The organism is Klebsiella sp. JN_Kp126, from assembly GCF_033843325.1.
Lineage (GTDB): Bacteria > Pseudomonadota > Gammaproteobacteria > Enterobacterales > Enterobacteriaceae > Klebsiella > Klebsiella michiganensis.
The window spans coordinates 1-11,437 of the sequence record NZ_JAWXQV010000095.1 but is presented as its reverse complement, the minus strand read 5'-3'; the positions used below and the strand labels follow the sequence as shown (position 1 = coordinate 11,437).

The 11,437-nt window shown below is 54.6% G+C and carries 10 protein-coding genes and 1 other RNA gene; 6 read left to right on the top strand and 5 right to left on the bottom strand.

Annotation, left to right across the window (positions count from 1 at the left end):
* Positions 1 to 8 precede the first annotated feature (8 nt).
* Genes agaE through kbaZ form a run of 4 tightly spaced genes read right to left on the bottom strand, consistent with a single transcriptional unit; the run spans position 9 to position 3,454 of the window.
* A complete protein-coding gene (gene agaE, locus SIK97_RS26655; RefSeq protein WP_004125554.1) occupies positions 9 to 887 on the bottom strand; it encodes a PTS N-acetylgalactosamine transporter subunit IID in 879 nt (292 codons plus the stop codon).
* A complete protein-coding gene (gene agaW / locus SIK97_RS26650; RefSeq protein WP_009651887.1) occupies positions 877 to 1,656 on the bottom strand; it encodes a PTS N-acetylgalactosamine transporter subunit IIC in 780 nt (259 codons plus the stop codon). Before agaW ends, agaE begins: the two co-directional genes overlap by 11 nt.
* 10 nt (positions 1,657 to 1,666) lie before the next feature.
* Entirely contained in the window at positions 1,667 to 2,140 is a 474-nt protein-coding gene (gene agaV, locus SIK97_RS26645) for a PTS N-acetylgalactosamine transporter subunit IIB (protein ID WP_038423719.1), read from the bottom strand.
* A gap of 12 nt (positions 2,141 to 2,152) precedes the next feature.
* On the bottom strand, positions 2,153 to 3,454 hold the full coding sequence (kbaZ, locus tag SIK97_RS26640; protein WP_038423717.1) for a tagatose-bisphosphate aldolase subunit KbaZ: 1,302 nt from the start codon (positions 3,452 to 3,454) through the stop codon (positions 2,153 to 2,155).
* A 250-nt stretch (positions 3,455 to 3,704) separates the two neighbouring features.
* Here kbaZ and SIK97_RS26635 point away from each other — a divergent pair, with 250 nt between their 5' ends.
* The gene (locus SIK97_RS26635; protein WP_057173186.1) at positions 3,705 to 4,514 is read left to right on the top strand and encodes a DeoR family transcriptional regulator; all 810 of its coding nucleotides are present in this window, start codon (positions 3,705 to 3,707) and stop codon (positions 4,512 to 4,514) included.
* Between the two features lie 60 nt (positions 4,515 to 4,574).
* Here the strand turns inward: SIK97_RS26635 and garD are convergent, their stop codons facing one another.
* A complete protein-coding gene (gene garD, locus SIK97_RS26630) occupies positions 4,575 to 6,146 on the bottom strand; it encodes a galactarate dehydratase (protein WP_057173187.1) in 1,572 nt (523 codons plus the stop codon).
* 518 nt (positions 6,147 to 6,664) lie between these two features.
* Between garD and garP the strand changes: the two genes are divergently transcribed.
* The 5 genes from garP to rnpB all read left to right on the top strand — a co-directional run bounded on the left by garP (position 6,665) and on the right by rnpB (position 11,339).
* Positions 6,665 to 7,999 (top strand): galactarate/glucarate/glycerate transporter GarP, encoded by a 1,335-nt coding sequence (gene garP / locus SIK97_RS26625; RefSeq protein ID WP_057173188.1) that lies wholly within the window; start codon positions 6,665 to 6,667, stop codon positions 7,997 to 7,999.
* A 28-nt stretch (positions 8,000 to 8,027) separates the two neighbouring features.
* Positions 8,028 to 8,798, top strand: a complete 771-nt coding sequence (gene garL / locus SIK97_RS26620; RefSeq protein WP_014226949.1) for a 2-dehydro-3-deoxyglucarate aldolase — start codon at positions 8,028 to 8,030, stop codon at positions 8,796 to 8,798.
* A 28-nt stretch (positions 8,799 to 8,826) separates the two neighbouring features.
* Positions 8,827 to 9,717, top strand: a complete 891-nt coding sequence (gene garR / locus SIK97_RS26615) for a 2-hydroxy-3-oxopropionate reductase (protein ID WP_004105999.1) — start codon at positions 8,827 to 8,829, stop codon at positions 9,715 to 9,717.
* 65 nt (positions 9,718 to 9,782) lie between these two features.
* Positions 9,783 to 10,928, top strand: a complete 1,146-nt coding sequence (garK, locus tag SIK97_RS26610) for a glycerate 2-kinase (protein WP_057173189.1) — start codon at positions 9,783 to 9,785, stop codon at positions 10,926 to 10,928.
* Between the two features lie 32 nt (positions 10,929 to 10,960).
* Positions 10,961 to 11,339, top strand: an RNA gene (gene rnpB, locus SIK97_RS26605) — RNase P RNA component class A.
* The last annotated feature ends 98 nt before the right edge of the window (positions 11,340 to 11,437 follow it).

The following is an 11,437-nucleotide window of genomic DNA, read 5'->3' as shown; positions in this document are numbered from 1 at the left end:
CTTTTGCTTTACAGGAAGTGACAGAATTTACCGACGACGCCCAGAACCACGGTGATGCCAATAAGGCGCAGCGGACTCCAGCCTCTGCGTACCAGCCAGTACATGGTCAGGGTATAGACCAGCGGCAAAAATGCCGGCATCAATTTATCAATAACGTCGGCCTGCAGTTTAACTACCGCATCGCCGGCCTTGATTTCGAGCGTCGTATTCAGGCGAACATAGGTTGCTACCAGCGCCCCAATGACCGTCATCCCAACGATTGATGCCGCATGACCCACTTTCTTTGTGTTCGCTTTGATAAGCGGAATTGCTGCGACGCCCATTCGATATGCATAGTGCGCCAGACCAAAGCGTAGACCGAGATGGACGACGTTAAACAACACGATAAAGACTATTGCGCCAAGGATAGAGCCTTGCAGCGCCAGGCTGGCTCCTATCCCGCCGCAGATCGGCAACAGCGTCAGCCAGAACATGGCATCGCCAATCCCACCGAGCGGTGCGCCAACGGCGATTTTGGTGCTTTGGATGCTGTTGACATCCTGCTTGGAGCGTTCCATTGCCAGAATGATGCCAATAACAAACGTCACCAGGAAAGGATGGGTATTAAAGAATCCCATATGGCCTTTCATGGCTCGGGCCAAATCGCGTTTGTTGGTATGGATCTTTTTCAACGCGGGTAGCAGACCGTATAGCCAACCAGATGCCTGCATACGCTCATAGTTAAAAGAAGCCTGCAGCAGCATGGAACGCCAGGCCACGCGGTTAATGTCTTTTTTAGTGAGATCGGCGCCAATATTCTGATCTTCATAGACGTTTTCATTCACCCCGGTGAGCAGCGTTTCTTCATTTTCAGTCGTATTCGACAAGGTATGTTGGTTAGATGCCATCTTCGAATTCCTCTTTCTGTGCCGCTGGTTTAGTCGGTTCGGGAGATTTACGCAGCAGATCGATCAGCGCCATTGCCAGCGCGGCCGCGGCGATAGCCAGGACCGGAAGCTTGAGCCAGGCTGCGGCAACGAAACCTATGATGAAATAAGGGATATAGACGTTTTTCAGCATGATTTTTAGCAGTACGGCAAAGCCGATAGCGGGCATGATGCCGCCTGCAACGCCCAGGCCGTCAATCAGACGTTCGGGCAGCACATCAATGGCGGTTTTCGCGTGTTCTGCTCCGAAGTAAATTGGCAGGAAAGCGCAAAGGAAGTAGAAAATGCCTAGCGCCAGCAGCGCCAGATAGTTAACCCGTTCAATACCTGCTGTATCGGCATTTGCGGCCATGCGATCGCAGCGGGACATCACGCCGGACATGACGGAGAACAGGAAGGTAATGCCCATTTGTACTGCGACGGCAAACGGTACGGCGACCCCTACAGCCACGTCAGGTTTCACGCCGGTGGTTATGGCAAAAGTTGTTCCCACGATAGTGCCAATAATGACGTTAGGCGGCTGAGCGCCAGCCAGCGGCGCCAGACCCATCCACACCAGTTCCAGCGTGCCGCCGGTTAAAATACCGGTATGCAGATCGCCCAGAATCAGACCAACCAGCGGCCCAAGTACCACTGGACGGTGCATGTGTGTTAAACCGTTGAACATATCGAGGCCGGCAATAAAGGCGAGAATACCTAATGCAAAAGCCTGCAACAGACTAATTTCCATTGTGAATCCCTCAAAGTAGTTTAAAGAGATCCAAAGCAGGTTCTGTCGGGACACCCTGAACGAAGCATTCCACTCCGGACGCTTTCAGACCGTTAAAGGCGCTGATATCGTTCGCGTCGACAGAAACCGTTTTGGCAATTTGTTTTTTACCTTCGGCGTAATGCATGTTTCCCACATTGATGCGTGTGACGGGCACACCGCCTTCGACCAGCTTGAGAAAATCAGTCGGTGTTCTGCATACCAGTAAAATTTTCTGCCGGTCGGCGGCGCGGTGAATGTTATCGATCGTTTTTTGCAGCGACCAGAAACGTACGGCAATCCCTTCGGCCAAAACCATTTCCATCAGATTCTGCTGCACGGTGTCTTCAGCGACTTCATCATTAGCGACCAGTACCAGATTTGCCCCCGCAAATCCGACCCACTGTACGCCTACCTGGCCATGGATGAGTCTTTCGTCAATACGACTCAGTACGATATTTGGCATAGCGTTTTCCTCTTAGTTGTTATCCGTTATGGAAGTAACGCCCTGACAGGCGGCATGGTACTGCTGCAGTATGTCCTGAATGTGGCTCATGATGAGTTCCCGCGGCGTGGCACTGAGATCTCCCTCGCGTACTTTTACGTACTGCAAAGGTAAATACTGGCTGATAAGCGGTAGCGGGATTGGCTCACCCGCCAGATTGCGAACCAATCTTTCGAATGCGTCATCAATCTGGCTGTCCGGCCAGTAATAACGAACGCGATCGGAATAGCTGTAGCCGCGGGCCAGACGACGTGCGTTGCCATCGCCGTGATAGTGGCTTTGCCAGTATTCCGGGCGATCTAGCATTACGCTCTCAAGTACGTGACGCAGGCCAGAACAGGCTTTGGCCGGCAACAGCTCCTCCTCAATGGCTGCTAGCGAGAACAGCGCTTCGCGCAGGGCGAAAGTCAACGCCGGACCAACTTTCAGAATGGCGAAGTGATCTTTCACTAGCTGGCGCAAAGATTGCGGCGTCTGGTAATCCGTGGAGTGTGCTTCGAATACCAACGTGTCGTAAGCTTCAACCATTTTGCTCAGAGCGACGGCTTTTTGCGGTTGGTAATCTATGATGTGCGTATGATCGAACTCGACGCCGGGTTGCACAACCAGGGCAATGATGCGGGACCAGATGGTATCCAGACCCAGTTTTTCAAACGCATGGCGATGGGCTTTCAGCGTGGCGCGTGCCGCATCGGGTGTAGTGACCTCTAGCTCGGCTAATGTTTCGTGGGCACCGCCTGGTACAGGCACTTCGGTGCCAATGACGTAGACGAGATCCGATTCGCCGAACTGCTCCACGCAGGTTTCCTCGGCAATCTTTGCCAGACGTGCAGCACGTTCAGCGACGATAGCATCGGTTAGCGGAACCGGATCGCCCTGACAGGACATGCTGCAATCAAGATGGATTTTTTTAAATCCAGAAGCCACGTAGCTTTTGATCAAACCGTCAGCATTGGCCATCGCCTGCTCTGCTGGCAGATGCTGCCAACGATTTGGGCCGAGATGGTCGCCGCCCAGAATTAACTGCTCTTCGGGGAAATCAAGCGAGTTGGCCAGTTGGCAGACAAAGTGGCGAAAATCAGCTGGGGTCATTCCCGTATAACCGCCAAACTGATCAACCTGATTGGAGGTTGCCTCTATCAGCAGAGGAGTTCGGTTAGCATGTGCGTAGCGTATTGCAGACTCCAGAACTAGTGGATGCGCCGAACAAACGGCATATATACCGTTTGCTTTCCCCCGTTTATGCTGTTCCACCATAGTCGTCAGATGTTTCACTTTCCTCTCCAGGTTGGATGGTTATGATAATTATCTTTCGTTTTGTTTCATTTTATACTGCATCATGGTGTTATAAAAATAAAACGAAAGATAATGGTTTTCCGATCTGTTTCACAAAAGAAACATAATGAAAGTGTTTTGCGGCGAGTTTATGGGCTGAGATACCTATCGCGGGGCTTGCATTCGGGTAAAAGAAAGGCGTTAATAAGGAAAACGAAATAAAACGAAAGAATTAGTTAAAGGATTTCTTATGAGCAACACAGACCATGCTGCAGATAAGCGGGTACCCGGTACCAGCGAAAGACGAGAGCAGATCATCCAGCGGTTGCGGCAGCATGGAAGCGTGCAGGTGAACGATCTTTCTGAATTGTTCGGCGTTTCTACGGTGACGATCCGTAACGATCTTGCATTTCTAGAAAAGCAGGGGATCGCCGTTCGGGCTTATGGTGGTGCACTGATTTGCGACAGTAATATCCCCGGCGGAGAGCCTTCTGTTGAGGATAAAAGCTCGCTGAATACGGCGATAAAACGGCGTATCGCCGGAGCTGCTGTTGCGCTGATCGGGCCGGGGCATCGCGTTATTCTCGATTCCGGTACCACGACATATGAGATCGCCCGTCTGCTGCGCGAGCATACTGATGTTATTGCTATGACCAACGGTATGAATGTTGCTAATGCATTACTTGAAGCGGATGGTGTTGAGCTGTTGATGACCGGTGGGCACTTGCGTCGTCAATCGCTTTCGTTCTATGGCGACCAGGCAGAACAGTCGTTGCAAAATTACCACTTTGATATGCTGTTTCTCGGTGTTGATGCGATCGATCTGGAGCGGGGCGTCAGCACCCATAATGAAGACGAGGCCAGACTAAATCGTCGGATGTGTGAGGTTGCGGAGCGCATTATCGTGGTCACCGACTCGACAAAATTCAACCGTTCCAGCTTGCATAAGATCGTCGACACTCAGCGGATCGATACCATCATCGTTGATGATGGTATCCCGCCAGAAAGCCTGGAGGGGCTGCGTAAGGGCGGCGTTGAAGTCATTCTGGTGAATGCGTAAATATTGATACGCCGGGGGCGATGCTCATTCACCGCCGCCCGACTTTTCTGCTAAGGATTATCACGTCACCGGCGCCGGGTTAAACACCGCCAGCTGATTGTGCAATCCCCACTGATCCGAGAAGGTCTTCTTGCGGCCGCTGGCGACATCAAGAATAAATTCAAACAACTTCAGCCCTACCTCTTCGATGGTTTCTTCTCCGGTGGCGATGGTTCCCGCGTTGATATCCATTAAGTCATACCAGCGGTTTGCCAGCTCGGTACGCGTCGCCATTTTTATGACCGGCACGGCGACCAGGCCGTACGGCGTACCGCGACCGGTAGTAAAGACCTGCACCGTGATCCCGGAAGCCACCTGCTGAGTACCGCAGACAAAGTCGCTCGCCGGCGTCGCGGCGTAAATCAGCCCGCGTTTGGTCGGGCGCTGCCCCGGAGAGAGCACTTCGGCAATCGCGCTCTTCCCGGATTTAGCGATAGAGCCCAGCGCTTTCTCGACGACGTTCGCCAGGCCGCCTTTCTTGTTGCCCGGGGAGGGGTTGGCGCTGCGGTCGGTTTTGCCCATATCGAGATAGTTATCGTACCAGGCCATCTCCTCCAGCAGGCGTTTTCCGACTTCTTCGTTGATGGCGCGCGGCGTCAGCAAATGGATCGCATCGCGCACTTCGGTGACTTCCGAGAACATAACGGTCGCCCCGCAGCGCACCAGCAGATCGGACGCGTAGCCCACCGCCGGGTTGGCGGTGACGCCAGAAAACGCATCGCTGCCGCCGCACTGCATACCGACAACCAGCTCGGAGGCCGGGCAGGTTTCACGCTGGCGCTGGTTCAGCTTCTCCAGGTGGCGCTCGGCGACCTGCAGAATGTCATCCACCATGGATTTAAAACCGACGTGCTTCTCATCCTGCAGGCTGACGATGCTGGCGCTATCCACGGGGATGCTTTTCACATCGTCGGTGCCTTCCAGCAGGCGCTCCGGCTGCAGTTTTTCGCAGCCAAGGCCAATCACCATCACTTCGCCGCCGAAGTTTGGATTGAGCGCCAGGTTATGAATGGTGCGGATCGGGACGACCGCCGCCGGGGCGTTAATCGCCACGCCGCAGCCATACAGGTGGTTCAGACCCACAACGCCATCGACGTTGGGATACTTCGGCAGCAGATCGCGTTCGATAATTTTCACCACATAATCGACGACGCCCGCCACGCAGTGCACGCTGGTGCTAATGCCGAGCAGGTTTTTGGTGCCCACGCTACCGTCGGCGTTGCGATAGCCTTCGAAGGTATAGCCTTCCAGCGGCGGCAGCGGCGCCGGGGCTTTGGTCGCCAGCGGTAGGGTATGCAGCGGCGGCGCTTTCGGTAGTTCGACCAGCGATTCGTCAATCCAGCTGCCCTGCGGAATATCGCGTACCGCATAGCCAATCACTTCGCCATAGCGGATGATTTCACCGTGGACGGGAATATCGACCAGCGCGACTTTATGGCCTTGCGGGATATGTTCAACGAGCGTGAGCCCGTCAGGGAAACGCGTTCCGGCCTTTAAACCTCGATCGTTAACAATAATCGCCACGTTATCCGTTTCGTCTACTTTTATATAAAACGCCGTTGGCGATTCTTGTCTAATTTCAATATCAGCCATTGTCCAGTATTCTCCAGCAAGGTGCGAATAATAAAATAAAACGTTTATATCCGTCATATTTCAAGCTGCATGTGCGTTGGCTTTCCTCGCTCACCTCAGTCACTTACTTTAGTAAGCTCCTGGGGATTCCCTGCGCTGCCGCCTTCATGCAACTCGAAATATTTAGGGTATATTCAATTTCTGATGTGCAGATTTGTGAAATAGAGAATGTCAGGTGTTTGAATCTGAAAATGTGATCTAAATCACCCATTGCTGCGCGGGCGAATACGTTAAAGAGGGAAATCGCTGGAACTGTGGAACAGCGCCCACTGATTATTGCATTTGCACAACAATAACGATAATTAAACGCCATTTACAGGTTATATGCACAGTGTTTAACGCTCGCAAGCTGATTATACTGAGTCATGCTTGCAATGCGCCGGATAAGTAAATCGATACCTCCTGATATTGATTTCTGAATAATGAAGAATCACGCCAAAATAAATAATGGAAGGTGTGTTGTACCTGAGGAATATTAGATGAGTCTGGATGCAACGATAGAACAGAAAAGGGAAGTGCCAACTCGATATTTAATTCTGTTGATCATTTTCATTGTTACCGCCGTTAACTATGCCGACCGGGCGACGCTCTCGATCGCCGGTACAGAGGTGGCGAAAGAGCTGCAGCTGAGCGCGGTCTCGATGGGCTATATTTTCTCCGCTTTCGGCTGGGCCTACCTGCTGATGCAGATCCCCGGCGGCTGGCTGCTCGATAAATTTGGCTCGAAGAAAGTCTACTCTTACAGCCTGTTCTTCTGGTCGCTGTTTACCTTCCTGCAAGGCTTTGTGGATATGTTTCCACTGGCGTGGGCGGGTATCTCAATGTTTTTTATGCGCTTTATGCTGGGTTTCTCTGAAGCGCCATCTTTCCCGGCAAACGCCCGTATCGTCGCGGCGTGGTTTCCGACGAAAGAGCGCGGGACCGCATCGGCGATCTTTAACTCCGCGCAGTATTTCTCCCTGGCGCTGTTCTCGCCGCTGCTGGGCTGGCTGACCTTCGCCTGGGGTTGGGAGCATGTCTTCACCGTCATGGGCGTGATTGGCTTTGTGCTGACCGGCCTGTGGGTAAAACTGATCCATAACCCCACCGACCATCCGCGCATGACGCAGGAGGAGCTGAAGTTTATCTCCGAGAACGGCGCCGTCGTTGATATGGACCATAAAAAGCCCGGCAGCACGGCGGCCAGCGGACCTAAACTGCACTATATCAAGCAGCTGTTGACCAACCGCATGATGCTGGGCGTATTCTTCGGCCAATATTTTATCAATACCATCACCTGGTTCTTCCTCACCTGGTTCCCGATTTATCTGGTGCAGGAAAAGGGCATGTCGATTCTGAAAGTGGGTCTGGTCGCATCGATTCCGGCGCTGTGCGGTTTTGCCGGCGGCGTACTGGGCGGGGTGTTCTCCGACTATCTGATTAAACGCGGTTTTTCCATCACCGTGGCGCGTAAGCTGCCGATCGTCCTCGGAATGCTGCTGGCTTCCACCATCATTCTGTGTAACTACACCGATAACACCGCGCTGGTGGTGACCCTGATGGCGCTGGCTTTCTTCGGTAAAGGGTTCGGCGCGCTGGGCTGGCCGGTGATTTCCGATACCGCGCCGAAAGAGATTGTCGGCCTGTGCGGCGGCGTCTTTAACGTATTTGGTAACGTCGCTTCCATCGTAACCCCGCTGGTTATCGGTTACCTGGTGAGCGAGCTGCACTCATTCAACGCAGCGCTGGTCTTCGTCGGATGCTCAGCCCTGATGGCGATGGTTTGCTATCTGTTTGTGGTCGGCGACATCAAACGCATGGAACTGCAGAAATAATTAACGGTTAAGTGACAAGGTATAAACGATGAACAACGATATCTTCCCGAACAAATTTAAGGCGGCCCTGGCGGCGCATCAGGTTCAGATTGGCTGCTGGTCCGCGCTGGCGAGCCCGATTAGCACCGAAGTTTTAGGTCTGGCAGGTTTCGACTGGCTGGTACTGGACGGCGAACATGCGCCGAACGACATCTCAACCTTTATCCCGCAGCTGATGGCGCTGAAAGGCAGCGCCAGCGCGCCGGTCGTTCGCGTACCGACCAATGAGCCGGTGATTATTAAGCGTCTGCTGGATATCGGTTTTTATAACTTCCTGATTCCGTTTGTCGAAACGGAAGAGCAGGCGGTTAACGCCGTCGCCTCAACCCGCTATCCGCCAGAAGGCATTCGCGGTGTATCCGTCTCGCACCGCGCCAATATGTTTGGCACCGTGCCGGATTACTTCGCGCAGTCGAACAACAACATCACCATCCTCGTGCAAATCGAGAGCCAGCAGGGCGTGGATAACGTTGATGCGATAGCCGCCACGACGGGCGTTGACGGTATTTTTGTTGGCCCAAGCGATCTGGCCGCTGCGCTGGGCCATCTGGGCAATGCTTCCCATCCGGAAGTGCAGAAAGCTATCCAGCACATTTTTGCCAGCGCGAAAAAGCACGGTAAGCCGAGCGGCATTCTGGCGCCGGTTGAAGCCGACGCGCGCCGCTATCTGGAATGGGGCGCGACCTTTGTTGCCGTCGGCAGCGACCTGGGCGTTTTCCGTTCTGCCACGCAGAAGCTGGCTGACTCCTTTAAGAAATAACCACCACCGAAACTAGAGAGATAAAGACATGACAATGAAAGTTGGTTTTATTGGCCTCGGTATCATGGGTAAACCAATGAGTAAAAACCTCCTCAAGGCAGGTTACTCGTTGGTGGTTGCTGACCGTAACCCGGAAGCGATTGCCGAAGTGATTGCCGCAGGCGCAGAAACCGCCGCGTCAGCGAAAGCGATTGCCGAGCAGTGCGATGTGATCATCACCATGCTGCCGAACTCCCCGCACGTGAAAGAGGTGGCGTTGGGTGAAGGCGGCATTATTGAAGGCGCGAAGCCGGGCACCGTGCTGATCGATATGAGCTCCATCGCGCCGCTGGCGAGCCGCGAAATCAGCGAAGCGCTGAAAGCGAAAGGCGTCGATATGCTGGATGCGCCGGTCAGCGGCGGCGAACCGAAGGCCATCGACGGTACGCTGTCGGTGATGGTGGGCGGGGATAAAGCGATTTTCGACAAATATTACGATCTGCTGAAAGCGATGGCGGGTTCGGTGGTGCATACCGGCGAGATCGGCGCGGGCAACGTGACCAAGCTGGCCAACCAGGTGATCGTGGCGCTGAACATTGCGGCGATGTCCGAAGCGCTGACGCTGGCGACCAAAGCGGGCGTGAACCCGGATCTGGTATATCAGGCCATCCGCGGCGGGCTGGCCGGGAGTACCGTACTGGATGCCAAAGCGCCAATGGTGATGGACCGCAACTTCAAGCCGGGTTTCCGTATCGATCTGCATATCAAAGATCTGGCGAATGCGCTGGACACTTCTCACGGCGTGGGCGCCCAGCTGCCGCTGACCGCCGCGGTGATGGAGATGATGCAGGCGCTGCGCGCCGACGGTCTGGGTACCGCCGACCACAGCGCGCTTGCATGCTACTACGAAAAACTGGCGAAAGTGGAAGTCACTCGCTAACAAGAAGGGCGCGGATGCGCGCCCTGTAATTCTTGCCTCGCGCGGCACTGTCAGGCTACATAACTATGAAAATCGTAATCGCCCCAGACTCTTATAAAGAAAGCCTCTCGGCCACTGAGGTTGCTCAGGCTATAGAAAAAGGTTTTCGGGAAATTTTCCCCGATGCGCTCTACGTGAAGGTTCCTCTCGCCGATGGCGGAGAAGGTACCGTTGAGGCGATGATTGCCGCGACGCAGGGAACCGAAATGAGCGCCTGCGTGACGGGGCCGCTGGGTGTTCCGGTTGATGCCTGCTGGGGGCTCTCCGGCGACGGCAAAACCGCGTTTATCGAAATGGCTGCGGCCAGCGGGCTGGGGCTGGTGCCGCCCGCTCAGCGTAACCCGCTATTGACGACGTCGCGCGGTACCGGCGAGCTGATTTTGCAGGCGCTGGATCATGGGGCGAAAAATATCATCATTGGCATTGGCGGCAGCGCCACCAATGACGGCGGCGCGGGGATGGTTCAGGCGCTGGGCGCGCGTCTCTGCGATGCCAATGGCGTGGAGATTGGCAACGGCGGCGGTAGTCTGTGTAGCCTCAATTCGATAGATCTCTCCGGTCTTGATGCGCGACTGCATGATTGCGCTATTCGGGTCGCCTGCGATGTCACCAATCCGCTGATTGGCGATACCGGCGCATCAAGGATATTTGGTCCGCAGAAAGGGGCTACCGAAGCGATGATCCGCGAGCTGGACAGCAACCTGGCGCACTATGCGGACGTTATTAAGGCCGATCTGCATGTCGATGTGAAGCAGGTTGCCGGCGCGGGCGCGGCGGGCGGTATGGGCGCAGCGCTGATGGCGTTCCTGAACGCTGAATTACGCAGCGGGATTGAAATCGTGACCCAGGCGCTGAATCTGGAAGAGCATATCCTCGATTGTTCGCTAGTGGTGACCGGTGAAGGCCGGCTGGATAGCCAGAGTATTAACGGTAAAGTGCCGGTTGGCGTGGCGAACGTGGCGAAAAAGTATCATAAGCCGGTAATTGGCATTGCCGGTAGTCTGACCCGGGACGTCGGCGTGGTTCACCAGTATGGGATTGATGCGGTGTTTAGCGTGCTGACCAGCGTAACGACGCTCGAAGAGGCGTTTCGCGGCGCGGCGGACAATATTTATCATGCGTCGCGTAATATTGCGGCGACATTGCAGGTTGGGATGGCGACAGAAGGATGACAACCGTCGGTAAACCCTCTATACTTCGCGCCGAAGCTGACCAGACAGTCGCCGCTTCGTCGTCGTCCTCTTTGGGGGAGACGGGCGGAGGGGAGGAAAGTCCGGGCTCCATAGGGCAGGGTGCCAGGTAACGCCTGGGGGGCGCAAGCCCACGACCAGTGCAACAGAGAGCAAACCGCCGATGGCCCACGCAAGTGGGATCAGGTAAGGGTGAAAGGGTGCGGTAAGAGCGCACCGCGCGTCTGGTAACAGTTCGCGGCACGGTAAACTCCACCCGGAGCAAGGCCAAATAGGGGTTCATAAGGTACGGCCCGTACTGAACCCGGGTAGGCTGCTTGAGCCAGTGAGCGATTGCTGGCCTAGATGAATGACTGTCCACGACAGAACCCGGCTTAACGGTCAGCTTCCTCATTCAAAGAAAACCCTCGTCAGAAATGGCGGGGGTTTTTGTTTTCGGCTAAAGGTTGAAACAGAGGGCAGATGAATGACTGTCCACGACGCTATACCCC

Excerpts from the sequence above, each read along its gene's own strand:
- agaE (WP_004125554.1), bottom strand. The coding sequence starts at position 887 with ATGGCATCTAACCAACATACCTTGTCGAATACGACTGAAAATGAAGAA.
- agaW (WP_009651887.1), bottom strand. The coding sequence starts at position 1,656 with ATGGAAATTAGTCTGTTGCAGGCTTTTGCATTAGGTATTCTCGCCTTT.
- agaV (WP_038423719.1), bottom strand. The coding sequence starts at position 2,140 with ATGCCAAATATCGTACTGAGTCGTATTGACGAAAGACTCATCCATGGC.
- SIK97_RS26635 (WP_057173186.1), top strand. The coding sequence starts at position 3,705 with ATGAGCAACACAGACCATGCTGCAGATAAGCGGGTACCCGGTACCAGC.
- garR (WP_004105999.1), top strand. The coding sequence starts at position 8,827 with ATGACAATGAAAGTTGGTTTTATTGGCCTCGGTATCATGGGTAAACCA.
- garP (WP_057173188.1), top strand. The coding sequence starts at position 6,665 with ATGAGTCTGGATGCAACGATAGAACAGAAAAGGGAAGTGCCAACTCGA.
- garK (WP_057173189.1), top strand. The coding sequence starts at position 9,783 with ATGAAAATCGTAATCGCCCCAGACTCTTATAAAGAAAGCCTCTCGGCC.
- garL (WP_014226949.1), top strand. The coding sequence starts at position 8,028 with ATGAACAACGATATCTTCCCGAACAAATTTAAGGCGGCCCTGGCGGCG.
- garD (WP_057173187.1), bottom strand. The coding sequence starts at position 6,146 with ATGGCTGATATTGAAATTAGACAAGAATCGCCAACGGCGTTTTATATA.